25 protein-coding genes are annotated in these 23,082 nt (G+C 67.2%); 18 read left to right on the top strand and 7 right to left on the bottom strand.

The annotated features are described in order from the left end of the window. Nucleotides 1-132 precede the first annotated feature (132 nt). The 6 genes from EPL00_RS08820 (at nucleotide 133) to EPL00_RS08845 (ending at nucleotide 5,458) form a co-directional block, all read left to right on the top strand. Nucleotides 133-1,248, top strand: coding sequence for an outer membrane protein assembly factor BamB family protein (locus EPL00_RS08820; RefSeq protein ID WP_135853054.1), 1,116 nt, complete (start codon nucleotides 133-135; stop codon nucleotides 1,246-1,248). A gap of 118 nt (nucleotides 1,249-1,366) precedes the next feature. Next, nucleotides 1,367-1,642: a 4a-hydroxytetrahydrobiopterin dehydratase gene (locus EPL00_RS08825; RefSeq protein WP_135853053.1), complete on the top strand. Its 276-nt coding sequence runs from the start codon at nucleotides 1,367-1,369 to the stop codon at nucleotides 1,640-1,642. Nucleotides 1,643-1,644: 2 nt separating this feature from the next. Further along, nucleotides 1,645-2,019, top strand: coding sequence for an LWR-salt protein (gene lwrS, locus EPL00_RS08830; RefSeq protein ID WP_135853052.1), 375 nt, complete (start codon nucleotides 1,645-1,647; stop codon nucleotides 2,017-2,019). A gap of 174 nt (nucleotides 2,020-2,193) precedes the next feature. Next, a complete protein-coding gene (locus EPL00_RS08835) occupies nucleotides 2,194-2,925 on the top strand; it encodes an HAD family hydrolase (RefSeq protein WP_135853051.1) in 732 nt (243 codons plus the stop codon). A 153-nt stretch (nucleotides 2,926-3,078) separates the two neighbouring features. Next, nucleotides 3,079-3,774 carry a potassium channel family protein gene (locus tag EPL00_RS08840; protein ID WP_135853050.1) on the top strand — a complete coding sequence of 232 codons (696 nt, stop codon included), beginning with the start codon at nucleotides 3,079-3,081 and terminating at the stop codon, nucleotides 3,772-3,774. 79 nt (nucleotides 3,775-3,853) lie between these two features. Continuing rightward, nucleotides 3,854-5,458: a TrkH family potassium uptake protein gene (locus EPL00_RS08845; protein ID WP_135853243.1), complete on the top strand. Its 1,605-nt coding sequence runs from the start codon at nucleotides 3,854-3,856 to the stop codon at nucleotides 5,456-5,458. Between the two features lie 21 nt (nucleotides 5,459-5,479). Here EPL00_RS08845 and EPL00_RS08850 read toward each other — a convergent pair whose 3' ends face one another. Next, a complete protein-coding gene (locus EPL00_RS08850) occupies nucleotides 5,480-7,429 on the bottom strand; it encodes a molybdopterin biosynthesis protein (protein ID WP_135853049.1) in 1,950 nt (649 codons plus the stop codon). Nucleotides 7,430-7,985: 556 nt separating this feature from the next. Further along, nucleotides 7,986-9,317 (bottom strand): molybdopterin molybdotransferase MoeA, encoded by a 1,332-nt coding sequence (locus EPL00_RS08855; protein WP_135853048.1) that lies wholly within the window; start codon nucleotides 9,315-9,317, stop codon nucleotides 7,986-7,988. Nucleotides 9,318-9,412: 95 nt separating this feature from the next. On the opposite strand from EPL00_RS08855, the gene EPL00_RS08860 reads away from it, so the two are divergent. After that, nucleotides 9,413-9,769: an Hsp20/alpha crystallin family protein gene (locus EPL00_RS08860; RefSeq protein ID WP_135853047.1), complete on the top strand. Its 357-nt coding sequence runs from the start codon at nucleotides 9,413-9,415 to the stop codon at nucleotides 9,767-9,769. A gap of 9 nt (nucleotides 9,770-9,778) precedes the next feature. Continuing rightward, complete coding sequence (locus EPL00_RS08865; protein WP_135853046.1) at nucleotides 9,779-11,452, top strand: ABC1 kinase family protein; 1,674 nt, start codon at nucleotides 9,779-9,781, stop codon at nucleotides 11,450-11,452. 23 nt (nucleotides 11,453-11,475) lie between these two features. On the opposite strand, the gene EPL00_RS08870 is transcribed toward EPL00_RS08865, so the two are convergent. After that, entirely contained in the window at nucleotides 11,476-12,333 is an 858-nt protein-coding gene (locus EPL00_RS08870) for a DUF2182 domain-containing protein (RefSeq protein WP_135853045.1), read from the bottom strand. Next, complete coding sequence (locus EPL00_RS08875) at nucleotides 12,330-12,470, bottom strand: hypothetical protein (protein ID WP_162224186.1); 141 nt, start codon at nucleotides 12,468-12,470, stop codon at nucleotides 12,330-12,332. Before EPL00_RS08875 ends, EPL00_RS08870 begins: the two co-directional genes overlap by 4 nt. A gap of 292 nt (nucleotides 12,471-12,762) precedes the next feature. Here EPL00_RS08875 and EPL00_RS08880 point away from each other — a divergent pair, with 292 nt between their 5' ends. Together EPL00_RS08880 and EPL00_RS08885 are read left to right on the top strand one after the other, a co-directional pair. Further along, nucleotides 12,763-13,677, top strand: a complete 915-nt coding sequence (locus EPL00_RS08880) for a ZIP family metal transporter (protein WP_135853044.1) — start codon at nucleotides 12,763-12,765, stop codon at nucleotides 13,675-13,677. Nucleotides 13,678-13,746: 69 nt separating this feature from the next. Beyond that, nucleotides 13,747-14,016, top strand: a complete 270-nt coding sequence (locus EPL00_RS08885; RefSeq protein WP_135853043.1) for a hypothetical protein — start codon at nucleotides 13,747-13,749, stop codon at nucleotides 14,014-14,016. Nucleotides 14,017-14,035: 19 nt separating this feature from the next. On the opposite strand, the gene EPL00_RS08890 is transcribed toward EPL00_RS08885, so the two are convergent. After that, nucleotides 14,036-15,442 (bottom strand): DUF6498-containing protein, encoded by a 1,407-nt coding sequence (locus EPL00_RS08890; protein ID WP_135853042.1) that lies wholly within the window; start codon nucleotides 15,440-15,442, stop codon nucleotides 14,036-14,038. Between the two features lie 210 nt (nucleotides 15,443-15,652). On the opposite strand from EPL00_RS08890, the gene EPL00_RS08895 reads away from it, so the two are divergent. From EPL00_RS08895 to EPL00_RS08920, 6 genes are all read left to right on the top strand, one after another. Next, nucleotides 15,653-16,723, top strand: coding sequence for an aminotransferase class I/II-fold pyridoxal phosphate-dependent enzyme (locus EPL00_RS08895; protein WP_135853041.1), 1,071 nt, complete (start codon nucleotides 15,653-15,655; stop codon nucleotides 16,721-16,723). Between the two features lie 294 nt (nucleotides 16,724-17,017). Further along, complete coding sequence (locus tag EPL00_RS08900; RefSeq protein ID WP_202932583.1) at nucleotides 17,018-17,302, top strand: hypothetical protein; 285 nt, start codon at nucleotides 17,018-17,020, stop codon at nucleotides 17,300-17,302. A gap of 371 nt (nucleotides 17,303-17,673) precedes the next feature. Continuing rightward, on the top strand, nucleotides 17,674-18,054 hold the full coding sequence (locus EPL00_RS08905; protein WP_135853040.1) for a translation initiation factor IF-5A: 381 nt from the start codon (nucleotides 17,674-17,676) through the stop codon (nucleotides 18,052-18,054). Continuing rightward, entirely contained in the window at nucleotides 18,055-18,882 is an 828-nt protein-coding gene (gene speB / locus EPL00_RS08910) for an agmatinase (RefSeq protein WP_135853039.1), read from the top strand. Nucleotides 18,883-19,180: 298 nt separating this feature from the next. Further along, nucleotides 19,181-19,948 (top strand): Nif3-like dinuclear metal center hexameric protein, encoded by a 768-nt coding sequence (locus tag EPL00_RS08915; protein ID WP_135853038.1) that lies wholly within the window; start codon nucleotides 19,181-19,183, stop codon nucleotides 19,946-19,948. A gap of 21 nt (nucleotides 19,949-19,969) precedes the next feature. Continuing rightward, nucleotides 19,970-20,377 (top strand): DUF488 domain-containing protein, encoded by a 408-nt coding sequence (locus tag EPL00_RS08920; protein WP_135853037.1) that lies wholly within the window; start codon nucleotides 19,970-19,972, stop codon nucleotides 20,375-20,377. A gap of 6 nt (nucleotides 20,378-20,383) precedes the next feature. Here the strand turns inward: EPL00_RS08920 and EPL00_RS08925 are convergent, their stop codons facing one another. Further along, the gene (locus tag EPL00_RS08925; RefSeq protein ID WP_202932584.1) at nucleotides 20,384-20,806 is read right to left on the bottom strand and encodes a hypothetical protein; all 423 of its coding nucleotides are present in this window, start codon (nucleotides 20,804-20,806) and stop codon (nucleotides 20,384-20,386) included. A gap of 32 nt (nucleotides 20,807-20,838) precedes the next feature. On the opposite strand from EPL00_RS08925, the gene EPL00_RS08930 reads away from it, so the two are divergent. Together EPL00_RS08930 and EPL00_RS08935 are read left to right on the top strand one after the other, a co-directional pair. Further along, nucleotides 20,839-22,155: a phosphoribosylglycinamide synthetase C domain-containing protein gene (locus EPL00_RS08930; protein WP_135853036.1), complete on the top strand. Its 1,317-nt coding sequence runs from the start codon at nucleotides 20,839-20,841 to the stop codon at nucleotides 22,153-22,155. A 92-nt stretch (nucleotides 22,156-22,247) separates the two neighbouring features. Further along, nucleotides 22,248-22,688, top strand: a complete 441-nt coding sequence (locus EPL00_RS08935; protein WP_135853035.1) for a twin-arginine translocation signal domain-containing protein — start codon at nucleotides 22,248-22,250, stop codon at nucleotides 22,686-22,688. Nucleotides 22,689-22,727: 39 nt separating this feature from the next. Here EPL00_RS08935 and EPL00_RS08940 read toward each other — a convergent pair whose 3' ends face one another. Continuing rightward, nucleotides 22,728-22,991 carry a hypothetical protein gene (locus EPL00_RS08940; RefSeq protein WP_135853034.1) on the bottom strand — a complete coding sequence of 88 codons (264 nt, stop codon included), beginning with the start codon at nucleotides 22,989-22,991 and terminating at the stop codon, nucleotides 22,728-22,730. Between the last annotated feature and the right edge of the window lie 91 nt (nucleotides 22,992-23,082).

Consider the following 23,082-nt stretch of genomic DNA (forward strand, 5'->3'; position numbering starts at 1 on the left):
CCTTCGACAGGAGTCGGTGAAGAACGGGGGCCGCCGCGGCCAGCAGTGCGACGAAGAAACTACCGACGTTCGGAACAGTGAACAATACCGAACAGTTATGGAGACAGACAGTCCAGTCGGCGTAAGGAAACAATGAACGGCACAGACCAGTGGTCGATGTTCGGCCCCGACGCCGCGAACACGGGGTACGCGGACGCGGCGGGACCGACGAGTCCGGTTACCGAACGGTGGCGTTTCGAGACGGAGTATCGAATCACCTCGTCGCCAGCGGTCGCCGACGAAACCGTCTATCTCGCCGACGACGCCGACACCGCACTCCCGGACGAGCAGAGCCACCTCTACGCCCTCGATGCCGACACCGGGGCCGAACGGTGGCGCTACCCGTCCGGGTCGGTGACGTTCTCCTCGCCCGCCGTGACCGAGGACAGCGTTCTCCTCGGGGAGAGTTTCGGCCCGCACGGCGAGGAGTCGGGCGCGCTCACCGCACTCGACCGCGAGGACGGGTCGGTCGCGTGGCAGTTCGAAGTCGATAGCGTCGTCTTTTCGGCCCCGAAAGTCGTCGACGGAACCGTCTACGTCGGCAGTCACGACGGTCGATTGTACGCGGTCGACGCCGACACGGGGGTCGAGAAGTGGCGTTTCCGAACCAATTCGGAAGTCTGGACCACCCCAGCGGTCGCCGACGGCACCGTCTACGTCGGCAGCGGCTTTCAGGACGGGCACGTCTACGCGGTGAGCGCGGACGACGGTCGAGAGGAGTGGCGATTTAAAACCGCCGCTCACGACGGATACGACCAGTTCGACGAGGGCGGAGTCTTCGACGGAATCGCGGTCGCCGACGGGACGGTATACGCCGGGAGTCACGACGGCCGCCTGTACGCTCTCGATGCGACGGACGGAACCGAACGATGGCACTTCGAGAACGAGGGCGTCCCCGCGTCACCGGCCGTAAGTTCCGGGACGGTGTACGTGGCCACTTGGGACGACGCTCTCTTCGCACTCGACGCCAACGACGGGACCGAGAGGTGGCGAGCGGCGGTCGGTAACGTCGACCACAGCCATCCGGTCGTCGCCGACCACACGGTGTATATCGGCACGTCCGACGTGGCCGCGTTCGACGCCGCGACCGGAGAGGAACGATGGAACTTCGACATCGAACACGGGGTCAAGTCGTCGCCGGTCGTCGTAGACGGGACGCTCTACGTCGGTACGACCGACCACACGCTCTACGCGCTGGAAGAGGAGTAACGATACCCGCCGCCTCGCTCCCGGCGGGACGACGCGAGCCGACGCCGTTATCGGCTTCGCCACTCGCCCCGTCACTCGGCCACCGAACTTTATCAGCCAGAACGCCGAACGAGTACCCATGGCAGACCTACTCTCCGACGACGAGATAGCGGCCCAACTCCCCGACGACTGGGAACGCGTGGACGACGAAATCGTCCGCGTCTACGAGTTCGACGACTACCTCGAAGGTGTCGCGTTCGCCAGCGAGGTCGGCGAACTCGCCGAAGAGGAGTTCCACCATCCGACTATCGAAATCCGCTACAAAGAGGTCGAGGTCCGGTTCACCAGCCACGAGGAGGGCGGCATCACGGACGCCGACGTGGACATGGCGGAGTTGACCGACGACCTGCGCTGACGATGGACGCCCGCTACGTCTTCGCGGTGCGGTTTCGCCTCGACCCCGCGGTCGGGGGCGTCTCGGTCGAACCGAACGAGTTCGAGACGCGCCTCTCGCGCGAGGCCGACCCGCCGGGCGAGGAGGGCTGGCTGTTCTTCCGGGACAACCTCTGGCGCGGCGAGATAAACGACGAGCGCCACTTCCGGCGGCTGACCGAGGAGGCGCTGGACGCGACCGTCCTGTCGGTCGAGTACCGCGCGTTCGAGACCGACGACGAGTACCTGACGGCGTTGAAAGACGAGATTCGGGACGACTTGGCGGCGTTCAACGCCGACTCGGTGTCCGAGGTGCTGAACAAGTACCTCGGGAGTTCCGTCGAGGTGCAGACGGCGTAGCGGTTTCCGCGGTGGAGCGCCGACTGTCTCCGGCAGACTGTCCACTATCTCCGGCAGACTACCGACCGTCTCCGGCGGAGCGCCCCGTCAGCGACTGGCGTTCGAACGTCCGCGGTCGCTCGACGCTCGCCCGGAAAAGTCTTAAATTACCGGAGTGCCTACAGAACTGTCCCTATGGTCGCCCGCGAATACGAGTACTGGTTGTTGGACTTGGACGGCACCCTCATCGACGTGGACTGGTCGTATCCCCGCTCGGTGTTCGACAGGGTCGGCGACCGCCTCGGCCGCGAGTTCTCCGACCGAGAGGCCGAAATTCTGTGGCACGGTCTCGGCGGGAACCGCAACGACCAGTTGCGCGAGTGGGGCATCGACCCCCAAGAGTTCTGGCCCGCGTTCCACGACATCGAGGACCCACAGCGCCGCGCCGAGGAGACCTACCTCTACGACGACGCCGCGTTCGTCGGCGAGTTGGACTGCCCGGTCGGTCTCGTCACCCACTGCCAGCCGTTCCTCGCCAACCCCGTGCTGGACGAACTCGACATCCGGGATTGGTTCGACACGATAATCTGCTGTGACGAGGAGTTAGGCTGGAAGCCCGACCCCGCGCCGATGTACCACGCGATGGAGGACTTGGGGGTGCGCGAGAGCGGCGCGGGCAGTTCTGCGGCCACGGCGACCGACGGCGGTCAGTCCGATGGAGGCCAGTCCGACGGGAGCCGGTCGAGCGGCACGTCTGCGGGCGTCTACGCGGGCGACGGCGCGAGCGACGTGGGCGCGGCGTGGAACGCCGGACTCGACGCGATTCACGTCGAGCGCCACGGCCACGACCGCCGCGAACACTGCGTCCTCGGCGACTACCGCGTCGAGACGTTCGAGGAACTGCTGGCGACCGCCGACGCGGACTGAGCGAGGCCTTCGGACCGGCCGCCGCTCGCCTCCTCGAACAGGAAAATAGTGCTGAAAGACAAACGGGTGATTGTTTAGTAACTGTAATTGTTTCTCCCCGCGGACTGATACCGCTATCCTTTTTGTCACCACCGAAGCTACTCTCGTTGAAAGATGTACATCGTGATCGTCGGCGCTGGCAATATCGGTAGTCCTCTCATCGAGATTGCGACCGCGGGCGGGAACGAAGTCGTCGTCATCGAGCGCGACGAGGAGAAGGCCGAACACGCCGCCTCTACGTACGACTGTCTCGTCCTCAACGACGACGCGACGACGAAGGACACACTGCTGGACGCGGGTATCGACCGCGCAGACGCGCTCATCTCTACGACCGACCAGGACGCGACCAACGTCATGGTCAGCCTGCTCGGCAAGGAGTTGGAGGTCCCCAACATCGTCTCGGTCGTCCACGACGCCGAACACATGGACCTGTTCCGCCGAATCGGTGTGAACACCATGCAGAACCCCCAGCGACTCATCGCCGAGTACCTCTACCGGGCGGTCAAGCGCCCTTCCATCATCGACTACATGCGCGTCGGCGACGAGGCCGAGGTCTTCGAGACCAGCGTCACCGAGGAGGCCGCCATCGCGGGGAAGCGGATTCAAGCGGCCGCCACCGAAGGTCTCCTCCCCGAGGATATGCTCGTCGTCGCCATCGAGCGCGACGGGGCCGACCAACCCCTCACGCCCCGAGGAGATACCGAAATCCGGGTCGGCGACGTGGTGACGGTCTACTCCGAGCGCGGCGCGACGCCCGAGGTGACCGACGTGTTCGGCCACTTCGAGGACCACCCGATTGGCGAGGCCTGACGTGGCCCGGAATCGGACGGTTCGTCGGGTACCGACGGACCTCGCTATCATCGCACGAGACGTGGGGTCGCTTCTCGCCATGGAGGCCGGACTGATGACCATCAGCGTCGTCGTCGCGCTGGTCTTCGCCGAGTGGTACTCCGCGCTCGCCTTCCTGCTGTCGGGCGGACTTACGGCGAGCATGGGTCTCGGAGCGAAGCGGTACTTCGCCGAGGCCCCCGAACCGCGGATGAAACACGGGATGATTATCGCCGCCTCCGGGTGGTTCTGCGTCGCACTGTTCGGTGCGATTCCCTTCTTCCTGACGGCGTACCTGACTCCTCCCGAGATAATGGCGACCTACGTCGAGTCGGCCCCCGCCGGGACCTACGAGACGGTGACGATGTTCGGCGTCGAGTCCCGGTCGAGTCTGGTCTACTTCCGGGACCCACTCCACGCCTTCTTCGAGAGCATGAGCGGGTGGACCGGGTCGGGACTCACGATGGCGATCCACGAACCCACGCTCCCTCGCGCCATCCAGTGGTGGCGCTCGTTCATCCAGTGGGTCGGCGGCGTGGGCGTCATCGTCCTCACCACCGCGATTCTGGCCCGGCCCGGAAGCGGAAGCTACGCTCTCTACCGGAGCGAAGCCCGCGAGAAGAAGATTCACCCGAGCATCATCTCGACGGTCCGGACCGTCTGGAAGATTTTCGTCCTCTACACCGTCCTCGCCGTCCTCGCCATGTTCGTCGCCATCTCGCTGTCGGACTACGGCTCCCGACTCCCGGCGTGGCAGGCGTTCTGGCAGGCGCTCAACCACGCCATGACCGGCCTCTCGACCGGCGGGTTCTCGGTCACGGACAACTCCATCGCAACCTACGACTCGCCGCTCATCGAGACCGTGCTGTTGCCCATCATGGCGCTGGGAGCCATCGCCTTCCCGATTCACTACGGAATCCTCTCGAATCGGGACGCCGAACTGCTCTGGGAGGACCTCCAGACCCGGTGGCTGTTCGTCCTGTTCGGGGCCGGAGTCGTCGTCCTCTCGCTTCAGAACGCGGTCGCTGTCACTGCAGCCTTCGACCCGCGGAACTACGCCGGGTTGCAGACGGTCGGTCTCTCGGCGGCCCAGACGGACGCCATCCGGGACTCGGTATTCCAGTGGATAAGTGCCCTCTCGTGTACCGGATTCCAGTCGTCGGGCATTGGCGACTGGAAGACGGGCGGAAAGCTCCTGATTTCGATCGGAATGGTCATCGGCGGGGCCGCGGGTTCGACGGTCGGCGGCATCAAAATCATCCGGGCCTACACCATCGGTCGGGGCATCGTCTGGCAGTTCTCAAGAGTCTTCCTGCCCGAGAGCGCGGTCGTCACCGCCAAAATCAACGGCCGAAGCCTCTCGCGCAACGAGATGGAACGGGAGTTCAGCGAGGCCGCCATCGTCAGTCTCCTCTGGGTCGTCCTGCTGGTGGCGAGTTCCATCGTGTTGGTGAACGTCGCCGGACCGGAGTTCGGCTACGCCGACGCCCTCTTCGAGGTCGCCAGCGCGCAGGGCAACGTCGGCCTCTCGACCGGCATCACCGGGCCGAGCATGAGTCCCCTCGCGGAAGCGATGTTCCTCCTCAATATGTGGGTCGGCCGCCTCGAAATCATCCCGATTCTGGTGTTCGGACGCTCGCTGATTTACGGGCTGAGTCCCCGCTGAGGCGGTTCCCTTCGCGGGCTTCTACCGACCGAACCCGGAAAGTTCGGCCAGCACGACATCTAGCTCCTCGTCCAGCGCGTCGGCGAGTTCGCGGACGCCGGACTTGCCTTCGCGGTCGGGGTTCGCCAGCACGCGGACCGTCTCGGTGCCGACCGGGACGAAATCGAGGTTGAGTTTTGCGGCGGTCGCGCGCAGGCCGAGACCGGCGTCGGCCTGTCCGGCCGCGACCTTTCTGGCCGGACTCTCGTGGGCCTTCGCCGCGAGTTCGAAGCCGTCGATGGACTCCACGAGCGCGTGGCGCGTGGTGCCCCGCTCGTCAGCGAGGTCGGCCAGCGCGTTGCCGAGGCTGGTCCGCAGACCGGAGTCCGACCCGCGGTTAACGAATCGCAGGTCGCGGTCCACGAGGTCCCCGAGGTCGGCGATGTCTTCGGGGTTCCCCGATTGCACGACCAGTCCCCACTCGCGCTCGTAGGTGGCGAGTTCGGTGGCGTCCACTCCTCGGTCGCTGGCGGCGTCGGCCGAGTCGCCCGACGCGACCGCGAAGTCGGGCACGCCGTCACGGAGGCGGCGCAGGCCCTCGCGCGACCCGACCGAGAGGTAGCGCGGACGCTCTATGGCGTCGAGCAAACGAGCGAGCGCAGGGTCGTCCTCGCCGACGCCCAGCACGGTCGGCGGACGCACGTCCGGCGAGAACAGTTGCACTTCGACGGTCTCGCCCTCGGCGACGTACGCGGTGTCGGCCGGGACTTCGACCACGCCGTCGGCCTCCACGAGACTGGTCGTCGCGCCGCTCCCCTTGTCCACGACGTAGGCCAGCAGGTCGTCGGATTGGGTTCCACCGCTCGCGTTTTTCGAGGCGCGAAGCGCCTCGCCAGTTTCTGTCAGACCCACCGGCATCAGGCGCATCCGGCCCTCGCCGTATCGCTCCTCGGTCGCCATCCGCGCTTGGACCGTTGCCGTGGCCGGTTCGGGAACCCCGGCCGCGCGCCGAATCGCGGGCGCGACGAACGTCCGGAAGATGGTCAGCGCCGAGACGGGGTAGCCCGGCAGGCCGACGTAGGCCGAGTCCGCGACCTGTCCGACCAGCATCGGCTTGCCAGGCTTGACGGCGACGCCGTGCAGGAGCAACTCGCCGCGCTCGTCGATGACCCGGTAGATTACGTCCACCGCGCTCGCGCTCGTGGACCCCGACGACAGCACGAGGTCGCACTCGTCGGCGGCCTCCCGGAGAATCGCCTCCATCTCGTCGTAGTCGTCGCCAGCGTGCGGGTAGAGTTTCGGCTCGCCGCCAGCCTCCTCGACTGCCGCAGCGACGGTGTAGCTGTTCACGTCGTAGATTTGCCCCGCCGCGCTGTCTACCTCGTCGCCGGGCCGGACCAACTCGTCGCCGGTCGAGACGATGCCGACGGTCGGCTTTCCGCGGACCGGGACCGACTCGACGCCGAGCGCCGACAGCAGGCCGATTTCGCGGGCCGTGAGCCGCGTTCCGGGGCCGAGCGCGCGCTCGCCCGCCGCCACGTCGGCACCCGCGAGCATCACGTTGTCGCCGGGCGCGAGCGCGGTCCGGACCTCGACAGTGTCACCGTCATCGCTCTCGTCTGTTCGTTCGACCATCACCACGCCGTCCGCGCCGGGCGGCATGACCGCGCCGGTCGAGATTTCGACCGCCTCGCCCTCGCCGACCTCGACCGCTGGCTCCTCGCCCGCGTGGACGGTCCCGACGAGCGAGAGGAGCGCCGGGTCGGTCTCGTCCGCGCCGAAGGTGTCCCGAGCGCGCACGGCGTAGCCGTCCATGCTCGCGCGGTCGAACCCCGGCACGTCGAGTCGGGCGTCGATTCGGTCCGCGAGGACGCGACCCCGCGCGTCTTCGAGGCGGACCTCCTCGGGGTCGGGCGCGAGGTCGAGGCTGGCGATGGCGTCTCGTGCGTCGTCCGGGTCCGCGAGGTCTCTGAACTCCTTTCGGTCTGTCATGGCTGGTGGTCTCCTGATTCGATTTCGTCGGTCGGTTTTCGGGCGATTCGGTCGGCTACTGCGGTCTCGGTAGTTAGTTCGAGGGCTACCGTCTCGGTGGCTTGCTTCGAGACCGAGGGAACTACTGCCGACGAAAAGGAGTTACAGCACCGTAACCGCCCCGCACCGCACCGCGAGGGCCTCACACCTCCCCAACCGCCTGCGCTTCTCGGCCTCCGGCCTGCGATGCTCAGCCCTCGCACGGTCGGGCGCGCCACGAGGGCGCGCCCCCGCGCGCCGGACGCTAACTTCCTATTCCACGGGTTCCGCGTGGTTCGGCGTCCACCGTCCTCGGCGGACTGAAAGGGCGAGCGCGCTCCGCGAACCCCGGCGACGCAAGCACCGACACGAGGACGCGAGCGAAGCGAGCGTCCGCGTGAGGCGCACAGCGAGCCGCGTGAGGCGCACAGCGAGCCGCGGGAGGCGCACAGCGAGCCGCGGGAGCGGAGCGCGCGAGGGCTTTCGAGGACTTTGCTGTCTCGTTTGCCACCGCCGTCGAACTGTTCGTTTCGCGGAATCACGCCGACCACTCCCAGTCCTGTACGTCCACGACCTCGCCCTCGGGAATCCCCTCGCGCTCCTCGGGCACCTCGACCCAGCCGTCCGCGAGCGCGACGCTCGACAGGACGCCCGACCCGGATGCTCTGGTGGGCGTGGCGGTCGCCCCCGGTTCGTCACCGCTCGCGTCTTCCTCCCGACCGCTCTCGTCCAACTGCACCCGTGCGAAGGTCCGAATCCCCGGTTCGCTCCGAATCTTCCGGGCGAGCCGGGCCTCCGTCGTCGGGAATGACTGGTGGGGCAGTCCGCCCACTTCCTTCAGCGCGGGCCGGAGGAACTGCACTGCGTTGATGATGCAGGCCACCGGGTAGCCGGGGAGCATGACGACGGGGGTCTCCTCGACCACGCCCACGGCGACCGGATGCCCCGGCTTCAGCGCGACGCCGTGGAACAGAATCTCCCCGAGGTCTGCCACGACTTCGGGCAGGAGGTCCCGTTCGCCGACCGACGAGCCGCCGGTCGTGACCACCACGTCTTTCGTCAGGTCGCGCTGGATGGCCGCCCGGAGCGCGTCGCGGTCGTCGGTCACCACGTCGCGGTAGGTCGCCGACCCGCCCCATCGCTCGACGTAGTTCGAGACCGTCAGCCCGTTGGTCTCGACGACCTCGCCGGGGCCGGGGTCGGACTGGACTAGCTCCTCGCCGGTCGGAATCACGCCGACCGTGGGTTGCTCGCGGACGGTCACGGTATCGACGCCGACCGATTTCAGGAGTCCCAAGTCAGAGGGCCGAAGCCGGTGGCCGGGGTCGTAGAGGTGCTGGCCCGATTCCACGTCCTCGCCGACCGGCGCGACGTTCTCGCCCTCCGCCACGGCGTCGAAGATTTCCACGTCGCTCACGGCTTCGCCGCTCGCACCCGAGGCGCGGTGCGCCTCGCCATCCCCGAACTCGTCTACCTGTTCTATCATCACCACCGCGTCCGCGCCCGCTGGGAGTTCGCTCCCGGTGTGGACTCGGACCGCGCCGTTCGGTGGCACCTCGTTCGGTCCGTCTCCCTCGTCGGTCCCCGCGGGGCCGCCAGCGTTCCGCAACACCTCGGGCGAGCGGTCGCTCGCACCGAAGGTGTCGGCCGCCCGAACCGCGTAGCCGTCCATCGCCGCGCGGGGGTAGTGGGGCACGTCCCGCGCCGCGACGACCGCCTCCGCGAGGAGACGACCGTCGGCGGACGCGAGGCGGACCTCCTCGGTCCGGTCGTGGGGCGCGACGGCGTCGAGGAGACGCTCGCGGGCCTCGCCGACGCGGGTCTTGTCCTTGAACCCCGACTGTCTTCGGTCGGGTTGCTCCTCGGTCATGCGTAGAAATCGGCCGTCCGCGGGCAAAAACGTGTGGGAAGGGGCCGCAGACCGCGACCACACCCTTTTTCGCCCTTCCGTCCTAAGACGCAGGTATGTCAGCGCTTCGTGAGGCCATGCGGGAGTTGCCGGACGCGGTGTTCGCCGACCTGCTGGAGAGCGACGACGCCTACCTGCTGGTCATCGACCTGCCGGGAGTCAACGACGAGACCGTGGACGTGGGCGTCAGCGACGGGCGACTCGAAATCGAGGCGCGCCGCGAGAAGGACGTGCCGATGGAGTTCTCCTACCTCCAAGAGGAGCGGTCGCTGTTCCTCGACGCCGACCTACCCCTGCCGCCGGACGCGACCGGCGCGGACGCAGAGGCGACCATCGACCGGGGCGTCTTGGAGATTCGCCTGCCGAAGCGCGAGGCGACGCCCGAGCAGGAAATCCCCATCGAGAGCCGGTGACGCCGCGAGGTGGTCACACTGGTTAACCTCCGTGCGTACCGGCGGTTCTTCGTCGTCGCGTACCACTTCCTGCCCCTGCTGTTGAGCTACGCCCGCGACCGCCGCCGGTTCCTGTTGTTCGGGCGGTCGCGCCGGGTCGATAGCCAGACGCGCGTCGAGCGCGCCAACACGCTGTTGGAATCGCTCCTGACGCTCGGGCCGACGTTCATCAAGTTGGGGCAACTCCTCTCGACGCGGCCGGACATCCTGCCGCCCGAGTACGTCGACGAGTTGTCGAAGCTCCAAGACGAGGTGCCGCCAGCCGACTGGGCCGAGGCGCGCGCGGTCCTCGAAGACGAAGTGGGTCCCATCGAGGAGTACTTCGACGCGTTCGACACCGACGCCATCTCCGGGGCGAGCCTCGGGCAGGTCTACACCGCCGAAATCGACGGCGACGAGGTCGCGGTGAAAATCAGGCGGCCCGGCATCGAGGAGTTGGTCACGGCCGACCTGCGGGTCATCCAGTGGTCGCTCCCCATCCTGATGCGGTTCATCGGGCAGGCGCGGGCGTTCTCGCTGGAGAACCTCGCCGACGAGTTCGACCGGACGATTCGCCAAGAGATGGACTACGAGCGCGAGGCCGCGATGCTCACCGAGATTCGGTCGAACTTCGAGGGCAACGACGACGTGGCGATTCCCGCGGTCGTCGATTCCCACTCCGGGCCGCGCGTGCTGACGATGGACTACATCACCGGCACGAAAATAAACGACGTAGAAGAACTCGACGCGATAGGCGTCGACCGTCACCAACTCGCGGTCAACCTCCAAGAGGCGTACCTCCAGATGTTGCTGGAGGACGGCGTGTTCCACGCCGACCCGCATCCCGGCAACCTCGCCGTCCAATCCGACGGCACCATCGTCTTCTACGACTTCGGGATGTCGGGCCGGGTGGACGAGTTCATCCAGAACAAGATAATCGACTTCTACATCGCGGTGGCGAACCAAGACATCGACGGCATCTTGGACGCGCTCGTGGAGATGGGCACCCTCAGCCCGGAGGCCGACCGCGCGACGATGGGGAACGTGATGGAACTGGCCATCGAGGACGCCCGCGGCGAGGACATCGAGACCTACCGCGTCCAACAGATAGTCGAGCAGGTCGAGGACACCATCTACGAGTTCCCCCTGCGACTGCCCTCGAATCTCGCGCTGGTCCTGCGCGTCGCCACCGTCGTCGAAGGGGTCTGTGTGACGCTCGACCCCGACTTCGACTTCATCTCGGTGGCGACCGACTACCTGACCGAGCAGGGCTACCGCGAGGAGTCGATAAAGCAGTTCGCCAGCGAGACCGGCGACCAGATTCAACGCTCCATCCAGTCGTCGGTCCGGGTTCCGCCCAAGCTGGAGAACACGCTGGATCGCATCGAGCGCGAGGACTTCTACGTCCGGGCCGACGTGGAGGACGGCAACGACGTGTTCGAGAAGCTGGCCAAGCGCCTCGTCTACGGCATGTTGCTGACCGCGGGCGTCTTCTCGACTGCGTTCCTCTACGCGCTGGCCGACGTGCAGTCGGCGGCAGTCGCCGGGGCCTTCTCGGTCGGCGTGGCCGCGTTGCTCTACAAGAACTTCCGGGGTCGAAAGGGCACCCGAGTCACCCCGCAGTTCACCCGCCACGAGATGCGCCAGCGTCGCGGCGGAGAGTAGCGCGACCCCGGTCGTCACGCCTTCTACATCGCCATCGTGAACGTCACGGGCAGGTCCGGCCCGAGGAGCCACACGGCCAGCCCCGCGACGAGCGAGACGAGACCGGTCGAGACCGCTATCTCCCGGCCCCACGAGGGGAGTCGCTCCATCGTGACGACGGCGGTCAGCGCGACCATCCAGAAGAAGTTCATCTCGCCGAAGAAGGGCATCAGGACGAAGAACGGGCCGAAGCAGACGAGGACGCACCGGAGGCCGTGGTCCGCGCCCTCCTCGAACGCGCGAGCGATGCCGTCGGCGTGGCGCTCGACCTCGTGACAGCACGTGCGGAGGAGCGACTGCTTGAACGGCGAGAGCTGATAGAGTCCGGTCAGGACCAACGCGCCGCCCAGCGCGAGAGTCGTGTGCGACTCGGTAAAGCCGTAGATGCCGCCCGGAAGCGCCGCGTGGAGCGCCAGCGGGACGACCGCCGAGAGCGCCCAGACGAGGAGATAACCGGTCAGAAACGAGGCCAGCGCGAGGGCGGCGTCGGCGTCCGACCCGCGGTGGGACGCGGCGTACTCCCGTGTGAACCGCGTCATCGCGGGGTACATCATCGCCCACATCATCACGCCCCACATCGAGACGTAGCCGACGACCGCGTCGAGGGTCCCGACGTGGAAGACGCCCAACTCCATCGCGCCGGGCGCGGCCATCGGCACCCCCTGTTTCATCAGCCACATCATCCCCGGCATCGGTACGTCGCCGTTGTAGAGCAGGAGCCACCACACCGCGTCGAGCGCGAGCATGGCCGCGACGACCGCCGTGGTCCGGTCGAGTGAGGCGTCGAAGACCGCGCCCGCGAAACGCTCGCGGTCGAGGAGCGAGCCGAGGTCGGGACTCATCGCGGTCTCCTCCGGGCGACCCCGGCCGAGGAGGGAGTCGGGCGGTCGTCGGTGACGGGGACCGGTCCCGCAGTCGTCGGTCGATACGCCGGGTTGCCGTGCCGACGGCGGTCGTCGGCGAGCGTGTTCGTGAGCATCGTCGTGGGTAGTCTGGCGATAGCTGTCGCTCTCGGTTCGCGCGACGGACACCGACGGTCGGTCGCGAGAGTGGCCGGACCGCCGAGGGTCGAACTCGTTCGTCCGCACGCCGAGAGTCGGTCGCTACCCACTTAATTTCGGTATTAAGGCGTAGAAAATACACAGTTCGCGGGAGAAACTGTTCGAGGTGGGAGCGTCGGACGCCGCGAGACGAGGAGCCCGTTTTAGGATAGCCAAAAACAGATTGGTGTTTTGGAAACTCTTTTTGACCAGTAGTGAGAACGGACGCACATGGCACTCGTCGAGAACCTCGTGTTGGTGTTCGTCGCGGGCCTCGTGACGGCGCTCGCCACGGGTCTCGGTGCGCTCCCGTTCTTCGTGGTGGACGACTTCAGCGACCGCTGGAACGTCGCGCTGTGGGGTCTCGCGTCGGGAATCATGGTCGCGGCGTCGCTGTTCGGCTTGGTGAACGAGGGACTGGCGTACGCGTCGGGAGGCTTTCCGACGCTGATGGTCGGCGGCCTGCTGGCTGGCGTTCTCCTCGTGGAAGTCGCCGACAGGGCGCTCGATGCCATCGACATCGGGAAGCACGCTGACGAGGAGAGCGACGGGAGCGAGACGGACGACCATCACCACGCCGACGAGGAGGTCCACGCGGACGGCGGCCACGGCCACGACGACCACGCGATGGAGGCCGAAGCCATCGCCACGGGGAACCTCAAGACGCTCGTCCTCGTCCTCGGCATCCTGACGGTCCACAGTTTCCCGGAGGGCGTCGCCATCGGCGTCTCGTTCGCCGAGTTGGGCTTCGAGGGCGGCATCCCGATTCTGGGCTTCTCGGTGCCCCTGCTGGCCGTCTTCATGACCGTCGCCATCTCCATCCACAACGTCCCGGAGGGGTTGGCCATCTCCATCCCGATGCGCGCGATGGACGTGAGCAAGTGGCGGATGGTCGGCGCGGCCGTCTTCTCCAGTCTCCCCCAACCCATCGGCGCGGTCGTCGCGTTCGTGTTCGTCCGCTGGGCGCAGGAGTTCCTGCCCTTCGGATTCGGGTTCGCCGCGGGCGCGATGATTTACTTGGTCGCCACCGAGTTCGTCCCCGAGGCGCTGGAGACCGGTGCGGACCTCCCCGGCGACGGCTACAAGGAACTGCTCGCCGGACTGGTCGCGGGAGTCGTCGCGATGGTCCCGCTGATGTACGTCTGACCGCCGCTCGTTTCTCCGCCCGCGAGTAGTTAGAAAAGCAGAAGTTCCGGTGGCGACTCCGATTCTCTCGTGGAGTTTCCCGACCCGACGCGCCGCCAGAAGGTCGCCGCCGCGCTGGTCTCCTCGGTCGCGGTCGGCGTCGAGGTGGTCCTGACGACGAGGAGTCAGACGCTCCGAAACTGCCCGCCCTCGATGGCCGAGAGCGCCCGCCGAATCACGAAGGTGCGAATCGACCACGTCCACGCCGACTGGGCCGGATGTGCGACCATCGTCCCGCTCGCGCCGACGTATCTCGGTCTGGTCGCGCTCCTCGCGCTCGCGGTCTGGGCGAAGTGGTGACGTTCCCGACCGCGGGTTTTCAGGCGTTGTACAGCGACACCCAGAGCAACGGCAAGACGGTCGCCGCCATCGCCGGGACCAGCACGACAGCGACGGCCATCGCCTCGCTTTTCGACGTGACGGGCGTGACGTAGAGGAAGGTCGGAAGCGCGACGAAGACGGCGGCGAGACCGAGCGCGGCCGCCGCTAGCTGTCGGTTCGGTTCGTCTTGGCTCGCGTCGAACGCCGGGAAGCCGAGGCGCTCGACCGCGCTGTCGGCGTCCGCGAGGGGACCGATTCGATACCGGTCGCCCTCGTCGTCGGTGAACCGGACGACGGTGGTCCCGAACAGTCTGCTCGTGATGCGGCGCGAGGCCGACGGGTCCCGAATCTCGCCGACGGGACAGGCCCACTGGGCCGCGTCGAGCCACCGGTCGTAGCAGACCAGCGTCTCTCCTCGGCGCTGGTATTCGAGGGTGCCGAACCGGACGTAGTGGGTCAGCAGGCTCACGCCCCCGAGGACGCCGACCACGACGACCAGCGGGACGACCGCCCAAACGCCGATTACGAACGCCGAGAAGGCGCACAGCAGGAGAAAGAGGAGTCCGGTGCGGTTGAGGAACGCGAGCGCGATAGGGACGAGACCTGTGAACAGCACCGCCGACGTGTCGGTCTGGACGCGCTCGTCGGGCGACTCCTCCGGCACGTCGATGGCTGGCGGCGGGTCGCCCGTCTCGGCGGCGTCGAACAGTCGTTCGAGGAGACCGAGCGGTTCCCTGTCGAGGTGGTCCACCCAGAAACCGTAGGCGTCCGCGAGGGTCTTGGCCGCGACGACGACCAGCAACAGGACGGTCCCCGCGGCGCGCGACTCGTCCAGTGCGGCGAGGAGCGGCAGGAGGAAGAAGACCAGAAGCAGTTGCCGACCGGCGGTCGCGGCGGCCGCGCGGGCGGACACGTCGGCGTACTCGCCGCGGCCGATGTACTCCCGACGGAACTCCACCGCGCGGGTCGCCACCAGTCCGACCGCGGAGAGCAGAACCGTGGCGGGAATCGCGGCCGACGCCGAGAGCAGGAAGTCCGCCGCGACGAGGACCCCGACGACGACCCAGACGAACAGGAGCGACCCGACCATCCCGAGCGCGTCCGGGATGTTTCGCGGGTAGACGGGCGGCCAGCCTTCCCGGAGCCTGACGCCACCGCGCTTGTCCCGCAGTTCCGGCAGTGGGAGATTCGCGGTGCCGAACTCCTCGGCGGGTACTCGCTCGGCGAACAGCATCTTCGCGCCCGCGAACGCCGACGTGACGACGCCCTCGACGCCGTAGAGGACCAGTAGGGCCGCGAGGTTCCACTCCCAGACCAGTACGCCGACCAGCGGGAGGAGGTTCCCGGCGACGAGTGCCGCGGCTCGGACACCGTGGCGGAGAACCGCGCTCGCTCGCTCTTTCATACTGGCGGGAGAGAGGTAGACGACTTTAGTGTAGCGGAGTAGCGGTGGAAGAAGGCCCGGTGGGTGCGAGTCGGCGAATGAGAGTCGGTGGGTGAGAGTTGGTCGATGAGAGTTGGTGGGTGAAAAATCGGTGGCGGAGGTGGCGACGGGCGGCGTCCGACTTCGAGGTCTTCCCCCTGACTTTACGCTGGTCGCCCGCGTGTCGTCGGTATGGACATCCCGCCTTTCGAACTCGAACGCTGGTTCGCCGAGTACGAACACGAGGCCGACATCATGCTCGCCGAGAGCGGCATCCGGAGCTTGGAGGCCGACCGATTCGACCTGAACCCCGGCAAACTCGACTACGTCATCCCGACCGACGGCGACCCCGAACTCCGGGCGAGCGTCGCGGACCGCTACGACCGCGAGGCCGACGAGGTGCTGTTCACCTGCGGCACGCAGGAGGCGAACCTGCTCGCGTTCCTGTCGCTCCTCGACCGAGACAGCCACGCGGTCGTCGTCACGCCGACCTATCAGGCGCTCCACGCCGTGCCCGAAGCAATCGGCGACGTGAGCAGGGTGTCGCTCGACCCGCCGAACTGGGAGTTGGACGTGGACGCGGTGGCCGACGCGATGCGGCCCGAGACCTCGGTCGTGGTCCTGAACAACCCGAACAACCCGACCGGACGCTACCACCCCGAGGAGAAGGTCCGGGCGCTCTACGACCTCGCGGCCGACAACGACGCCTACCTGCTCTGCGACGAGGTGTACCGCCTGCTGTCGTCGTCCCCCTTGCCGCCGGTGGCGAGCATGGGAGAGTACGGTATCAGTACGACCAGTCTCACCAAGGCGTACGGACTCGCTGGCCTGCGGTTCGGTTGGATTGCGGGACCGACGGAGGTCGTCGAACCGGCGTGGCAGTGGAAAGACTACACCACCATCTCGCCGTCCATCTTCGGCCAGCACCTCGCCCGGCAGGCGCTGGGGGAGCGCGAGGAGTCGATTCTGGCCGAGAACCGGGAACTCGCGGCGCACAACCACGAGCGCGTCCGGGAGTTCGTCGCCGAGTACGACTTGGCGTGGCACGACCCGGTGGGCGTCAACGGCTTCGTCTCGGTGCCCGACGAGTTCGACGGGAGCGTCGAGTTCTGCCGGACCGTGGTCGAAGCAGAGAGCGTCGTCCTCGCGCCGGGCGAGTCGTTCGGCTACGACGACTACTTCCGTATCGGGTTCGGCCTGCCGACCGACGAACTGGAAGACGGTCTCGCACGGGTCGGCGACTGCATCGAGCGCCACCGCTGAGGCGTCGAGTTCGCGCGCGGTCGGCCCGCAGTTTCGTCCCGCAGTTCCGCCGTCCGTGACCACGCTTCCCACCCTTGGAATGAGTGGTCGTACCACGACCACTGATTTCGGAGAAACGTCCGTAAAATCGGTTTTAAAATTTCTAGAGCGTTCTGAGCTATCTATAAAACGTCGAGAGCGTCACGTAAAACCGGAGAAAAGCTCCGGGACGGGGGTAAAAGACGCAAATTTCCGCTAACGCTCGCCCCTTTATATGGGGTTGGGGGTGCAAGCAGGAGATAGGTGACCACCCCAATGTCGAACGCTCCCTCCACTATCGACAGCCCGCTCACGGACGACCTGTCCGACAACCGATTCGCGGACGCCCTCGAACTCGGCCAGTCGGCCCTCGACGTGCTGGCCACGCCCTTCCAGTTCGTCGGGTTCTGGTCGGCGGTCGTGTTGCCGCTGTTCTACGTCCCCGTGATGGCTGGCTGGCTCGGGGGCCGGATTCCCGGTTTCGAGCGCGTGTCGCTGGTCGTCCTGCTGGCGGTCCACGCCGTCGCGCTCGTCGCGGGTCACGGCCACCGGGCCGACTGACGCCCGCGCGAACGAGTCACCTCCCGCCTCCGGTCCCTCGCCGTGTCCTCCGCTCGGCGGCCCCCGTTCGCCCGTCCGGCGCTCCGCGTTCGCCCGTCCGGCGCTCACCCTCCCTCGCGCCTTCGGCCCTCCCTCACGCTCGCTCTCTAATTTCGTTGGTCCTCCGCTTTCGTCGGCTCTCACCTGTCGCGCTCGGTCGGTCGGGCCACTGGCGGACTCCTCGGTCGCTCTTTTCGTCCGGTCGCTCTCGTCGTTCGGTCGCCGCGGCGAGAGCTGTCGGCCGTCCGAACCGACTGCCCGGTCGAAATGACGGGAAGCCGGGGAAAACGCATTCCAAACTGTTTATACCGTCGCATCTGCTATCCGGCCATATGGCAAAAGAGCAGAAGGAAGTGCGGGACCTGCAGGAAGGCAACTACGTGATGATCGAGGACGCGGCGTGCGAAATCAACTCCTACAGCACGGCCAAGCCGGGCAAGCACGGCAGTGCGAAAGCCCGCATCGAGGCCGAGGGCGTCTTCGACGGCAAGAAGCGTAGTCTCTCCCAGCCCGTCGACGCCAAGATTTGGGTCCCCATCATCAACCGGAAACAGGGGCAGGTCGTCTCCGTCGAGAGCGCCGACGTGGCGCAGGTCATGGACCTCGAAACCTACGAGACCATCACCATCGCGACCCCCGGTGACGTTTCGCTGTCCCCCGACGACGAGATCGAGTACCTCGAAATGGAAGAGCAGCGCAAGATTCTCGAATAGATGTTTCCCGGCGCGTCCGCCGACCGCGAGGAGGCCGCCTACGTGGTCGTCGGCGCGCCACTCGACGTGTCCACGACGTTCCAACCCGGTGCCCGGTTCGGCCCGGAGCGCATCCGGCGGTTCGCCCGGACCTACGACGACTACGACGCGCGCACCGACCAGCACTTCTCGGACCTCGCGGTCCACGACCACGGCGACGTGCGGGCGTGGGACGACGCCGCGGAGTATCTCGACTATCTGGAGGGCGTCGCCACCGACGCGGTGTGGGACGACGCCGTGCCACTGCTCCTCGGCGGCGAACACACCGTCACGGTCGCGGGCGTCCGCGCGGCCGACCCCGACATCTTCGTCTGTCTCGACGCGCACCTCGACTTGCGCGAGGAGTACGACGGCAACGAGTTGAGCCACGCGACCGTGACCCGCCACGCCCTCGACGTGGCCGACGAGGCGATACTCCTCGGCGCGCGAACCGGGAGCGAGGACGAGTGGAATCGCGCCAGCGAGTCGGACATGACGGTCGTACCCCCCGAGGAGGTCGCCGACTGGTCGCCCGACTTCGACGCGGAAACTGACATCTACCTCAGCGTGGACATCGACGGCGCGGACCCCGGATTCGCGCCCGGCACGGGCACGATGGAGCCGTTCGGGATGACGCCCCGCGAGATGCGCGACGTGGTGCGCGAGGTGGCCGCCACGGGCGCTGTCGCCGGATTCGACGTGGTGGAGGTCAACGACCGCGACGACGGACAGGCCGCCGCGCTCGGTGGGAAACTGCTCCGCGAGTTCGTCTTCGCGGACGCCGACGCGAACGCGACGGATCCGGTGTAGAGCAATATTTTCCGTTCTTTAGGAATTTTGTAGGTTTCTTAGGATGCTCCGCACCGATTCGACCGGCGCGGTGCGGTCGCAGTGCGGGAGACTCCTTCGAGTCGGCAGTAGCTACCTTCGTCTCGACTTTCACCGCCGTTTCTCGGCACTGAACGTTCACCGCGGGGAAACAGGAGCAACGCGGAACTTCCACGGCGGTTCGGTCGGCCAACATCCACTTCGGAGACCCATCTCGACACGACCCATCGAGAGCAGGGATACAGATACAAGCATCTCCCGAACACAACTCGAAAACAGTATGAACCTCTCCGAAATCGTCGCCCGATACGACGAGGAGCTACGCACGAGCGACTACGCCGACGTGGACGCGAGTGCCAACGGCTTGCAGGTCGGCCCCGACGACCGCGAGGTCGAGACCGTCGCGTTCGCGGTGGACGCCGCCGAGCAGACCATCGAGGCCGCGGCCGACCGGGGTGCCGACCTGCTGGTGACCCACCACGGCCTCTCGTGGGGCGGCATCGAGCGCGTGACCGGCCGCCAGCACGACCGCATCGCGCCGCTAATCGAGAACGACGTGGCGCTGTACGTCTCCCACCTCCCGCTCGACGGCCATCAGGAGCTGGGCAACGCCGCCGGAATCGCGGACCTCCTCGGTCTCGAATCGCGCGAACCGTTCGGCGAGTTGGGGCCGGAACACGTCGGCCAGCGCGGTATCGCCCCCGACCCCATCCCGACCGACCGCCTGCGCGAGACGCTGGAATCGGAACTCGACCACTTCGGACAGGGCGTGCGCGTCCTCGACTTCGGGCCGGAAGAAATCGAGGAGGTCGCCGTCCTGACCGGGAGCGGCGTCGATTGGCTGGACGAGGCGGTCGAATCGGGCGTGGACGCCCTGATTACCGGCGAAGGCAAGCAGAAGGCCTACCACGAGGCGCGGGAGGCGGGGATTACCGTCCTCCTCGGGGGCCACTACGCCACCGAGACGTTCGGCGTCCGGTCGCTCCGGTCGCTCGCCGACGACTGGGGTCTCGAAACGACGTACATCGACGCGCCGACCGGACTGTAGCCGACGGGGAGGAGACGACGCATGCCCGAACTCCGCGACACCTACCACGCCGCGCTCCAACACGGCCACGCGACTCCCGACGACGAGGACCTCGTGGTCGGCGTCGTGCGCCGCCCCTCGTACGGCATCGAGACCCACCTCGACCGCAACGACCCGCGACTCGCGCCGCCCGACGACCTCCTGAGCGAGTTCAAGACCCTCGCCGACGAGCGCGACGACCTGACCCACGACGAGGTGTGGGACCGCGTGGACTTCGGCGCGCGCTACCGCGACCACCTTCGAACGAGCGCGGCGCGGGCCGCGATGGACGACCTCCTCGACGCGCTCGACTCGCGGAACGTGTGGCTGGTCTGCTACGAGAACACCGACGACAAGCGGTGTCACCGGACGATTCTTCGGGACGTACTCCGCGAGCGACGCGACCGGTAGCGCCGCTCAGTACTCCTCCTCGACGCGAATCTCGTAGTGTCGCGCCCGGTCGTCCCACCGCGAGAGGACCTCGCGGGCGATGTCGGGGACGTGGGCCTGCTCGTAGTCCTCGCCAGCGAAATCGGCCACCGCGTCCAGCGAGTCGAACCGCATCGCGGTGACGAACTCGACTTCCGCCTCGTCGCCGCTCGCGTCGTCCGGGGCTTCTGCGCCGCTCTCGCGCCGGAGGAGGCGGAACCCGCGATACCCGTCGTCGGTCTCGTCGGCGAAGCCCGGAACGATTTCCTCGCGCAGGCGTCGCTCGTACTCGTCGGCCTCCTCGGGCGTCGTCCACCCGCGCCAGCGTCGTTCTATCACGGCCGGGGATTCGCCGCGGAGGGAGTTAATCCCCGCGTCCGGGGTCGCCGCCCGGCCGAGGAGTTCGACCACACGCATTTGTCCGCTCGCGTTCCAAACCCCACATGGAGACTCAGAACTTCCTGTTCTGCTCGCTGGACGAACCGCTCGCCGGGGACCTCGCGTGGCAGATTCGCCGGGAAGGCCACGACGTGCGTTACTACGTCGAGTCCGAGTCGGAGGCCGAAGTCGCCGACGGCTTCGTGCCCAAGACCGACGACTGGCGGGCCGAAATCGAGTGGGCCGACGTAATCGTCTTCGACGACATCTGGGTGGACGGCGAGTTGGGGACCGGCGAACTCGCCGAGGAGTTACGCGAACGGGGGAAGGCCGTCGTCGGCGGTACTCCGGCGACCGACCGCCTCGAATCCGACCGGGGGTACGCGATGGAGGTGCTGGCCGACCACGGCGTCGAGACCCTGCCCCACCGCGAGTTCACCGACTTCGGGGAGGCTATCGCGTACGTCGAGGACAACCCCGCGCCCTACGTCGTCAAGCCCCTCGGCGAGGTCCAGAACGTCAAGCGCCTGCTGTACGTCGGCCGCGAGCGCGACGGCGGCGACGTAATCGACGTTCTGCGCGCCTACGAGAAGTCGTGGGGCCACCGGATGAAGGGGTTCCAGCTTCAGCGCCGCGTCGAGGGCGTCGAGGTCGCGGTCTGCGGGTTCTTCGACGGCGACTCGTTCGTGGAGCCGATAAACATCAACTTCGAACACAAGAAGCTCTTTCCGGGCAACATCGGTCCCTCGACCGGCGAGATGGGCACCTCGATGTTCTGGTGTCAGCGCAACCGACTGTTCGAGACCACCCTCGGGAAGCTAGCGGGATGGCTCGCGGACGAGGGGTACGTCGGGTCCATCGACGTGAACTGCATCGTGGACGAGGACGGCGTCTACCCGCTGGAGTTCACTCCTCGGTTCGGTTACCCCACCATCGCCCTACAGGAGGAGGGCATGGAGTCGCCGACCGGCGAGTTCTTCGTGGGTCTCGCCCGCGGCGAGGACCCCGACCTCTCGGTCCACCGGGGGTATCAGGTCGCGGTCCGGGTCTGCGTGCCGCCGTTCCCCTTCGACGACGAGACGACGTTCGACGAGAACTCGCGGAACGCCGCCGTCGTCTTCGAGGACCCCGAGCGGACCGCGGGCGTCCACATCGAGGACACCAAGAACGTGGACGGGCAGTGGCGCGTCGCGGGCTCCTCGGGCGTCGTCCTCGTCGTCACCGGCAAGGGCGAGACGATGCGCGACGCACAGCGGCAGGCGTACGACCGCATCGGTAACGTCGTGATTCCGAACATGTACTACCGAGACGACATCGGCGATCGGTGGGTCGAGTCCGACGGCGACCGGTTGCAGGCGTGGGGCTACCTCGGCGGCGCGTAGCCGCGACGCGACCGGCCGCCGACACACCACTTTCGGAACGTATCCGGCGACGCCGAAAAGACTCAAGGGCGAAAGTGCTGTCTCTGGCGGCGATGGTCGAGCCGAACTCCGAGGAGTCGATTTCCCGACGCAACGTCTTGAAACGGACCGCTGGCGCGCTCGCAGTCGGCGGTGGCGGACTCGCGGCGAGCGAATCCGCTCTCGCGCGCCGAGATTCGGGACGGTTCGCGGGCGTCACCTGCGGGACCGGCCACTCGGAGGGAACCACCTTCACGGTCGAGTCGCGGTGCGAGGGCGAGGACTGCGACGTAATTCGGTTGAACGGACTCGCCCCGGCCTGCGTCGGGGAGCGCGAGGAGGTGTACGCCGACCTCCCCGGCACCGAGCCGACCGTCTGGATGAACGTCCGGGCCGGGGAGGTTCCGCCCCGGACCTACCGCGTGGTCGAGACCGAGCGGTGCGAACCGGGCGCTGGCGAGTGTTCGGACGAGGACCTCTATCGGCTCGCGTTCAGACCGACGGACGAGAAGTAGGGACGAGGGACGAACGGGGAGCGGCGACCCCAAAAACCGTCAGCGGCCGAATCGCTCGCCGAGGCGACCGACCGTGTGTAGCGTGACGGCGACTGCGTACGCGACGCCCTCGAACGCGACTTCGAGGGTCACTCCGGCGACGGCCGCGACGAGAGCGACGAGTCCGACGAGACCCAGAAACACCGCGACGCCGGTGAGACCGAGGAGTTGGACGAGACCGACGAACAGTAGCGCGAGCAGGGCGAGGATGCCGAGGGCGACGAGTATCGTCACCTGTTTCGCCGGGGTGCCGTCAGTTACCATGCGAAACGTTAGCTCTCGATACGGGAATCGTTGACGGGTGAATTCGGTGCCGACGTTCTCTGAAATAGATAATACTAAAACCCCCCGGTTC

Origin of the sequence: Halorussus salinus, from assembly GCF_004765815.2 — an archaeon.
Classification (GTDB): domain Archaea; phylum Halobacteriota; class Halobacteria; order Halobacteriales; family Haladaptataceae; genus Halorussus; species Halorussus salinus.

Bases quoted from the DNA above. Each gene is read 5' to 3' on its own strand.
- EPL00_RS08860 (WP_135853047.1), top strand. From the start codon at position 9,413: ATGTCAGCGCTTCGTGAGGCCATGCGGGAGTTGCCGGACGCGGTGTTC.
- EPL00_RS08845 (WP_135853243.1), top strand. From the start codon at position 3,854: ATGGAGGCCGGACTGATGACCATCAGCGTCGTCGTCGCGCTGGTCTTC.
- EPL00_RS08835 (WP_135853051.1), top strand. From the start codon at position 2,194: ATGGTCGCCCGCGAATACGAGTACTGGTTGTTGGACTTGGACGGCACC.
- EPL00_RS08855 (WP_135853048.1), bottom strand. From the start codon at position 9,317: ATGACCGAGGAGCAACCCGACCGAAGACAGTCGGGGTTCAAGGACAAG.
- EPL00_RS08920 (WP_135853037.1), top strand. From the start codon at position 19,970: ATGCCCGAACTCCGCGACACCTACCACGCCGCGCTCCAACACGGCCAC.
- EPL00_RS08875 (WP_162224186.1), bottom strand. From the start codon at position 12,470: ATGCTCACGAACACGCTCGCCGACGACCGCCGTCGGCACGGCAACCCG.
- EPL00_RS08905 (WP_135853040.1), top strand. From the start codon at position 17,674: ATGGCAAAAGAGCAGAAGGAAGTGCGGGACCTGCAGGAAGGCAACTAC.
- EPL00_RS08935 (WP_135853035.1), top strand. From the start codon at position 22,248: ATGGTCGAGCCGAACTCCGAGGAGTCGATTTCCCGACGCAACGTCTTG.
- lwrS (WP_135853052.1), top strand. From the start codon at position 1,645: ATGGACGCCCGCTACGTCTTCGCGGTGCGGTTTCGCCTCGACCCCGCG.
- EPL00_RS08850 (WP_135853049.1), bottom strand. From the start codon at position 7,429: ATGACAGACCGAAAGGAGTTCAGAGACCTCGCGGACCCGGACGACGCA.
- EPL00_RS08890 (WP_135853042.1), bottom strand. From the start codon at position 15,442: ATGAAAGAGCGAGCGAGCGCGGTTCTCCGCCACGGTGTCCGAGCCGCG.
- EPL00_RS08895 (WP_135853041.1), top strand. From the start codon at position 15,653: ATGGACATCCCGCCTTTCGAACTCGAACGCTGGTTCGCCGAGTACGAA.
- EPL00_RS08870 (WP_135853045.1), bottom strand. From the start codon at position 12,333: ATGAGTCCCGACCTCGGCTCGCTCCTCGACCGCGAGCGTTTCGCGGGC.
- EPL00_RS08940 (WP_135853034.1), bottom strand. From the start codon at position 22,991: ATGGTAACTGACGGCACCCCGGCGAAACAGGTGACGATACTCGTCGCC.
- EPL00_RS08930 (WP_135853036.1), top strand. From the start codon at position 20,839: ATGGAGACTCAGAACTTCCTGTTCTGCTCGCTGGACGAACCGCTCGCC.
- EPL00_RS08840 (WP_135853050.1), top strand. From the start codon at position 3,079: ATGTACATCGTGATCGTCGGCGCTGGCAATATCGGTAGTCCTCTCATC.
- EPL00_RS08820 (WP_135853054.1), top strand. From the start codon at position 133: ATGAACGGCACAGACCAGTGGTCGATGTTCGGCCCCGACGCCGCGAAC.
- speB (WP_135853039.1), top strand. From the start codon at position 18,055: ATGTTTCCCGGCGCGTCCGCCGACCGCGAGGAGGCCGCCTACGTGGTC.
- EPL00_RS08825 (WP_135853053.1), top strand. From the start codon at position 1,367: ATGGCAGACCTACTCTCCGACGACGAGATAGCGGCCCAACTCCCCGAC.
- EPL00_RS08900 (WP_202932583.1), top strand. From the start codon at position 17,018: ATGTCGAACGCTCCCTCCACTATCGACAGCCCGCTCACGGACGACCTG.
- EPL00_RS08880 (WP_135853044.1), top strand. From the start codon at position 12,763: ATGGCACTCGTCGAGAACCTCGTGTTGGTGTTCGTCGCGGGCCTCGTG.
- EPL00_RS08915 (WP_135853038.1), top strand. From the start codon at position 19,181: ATGAACCTCTCCGAAATCGTCGCCCGATACGACGAGGAGCTACGCACG.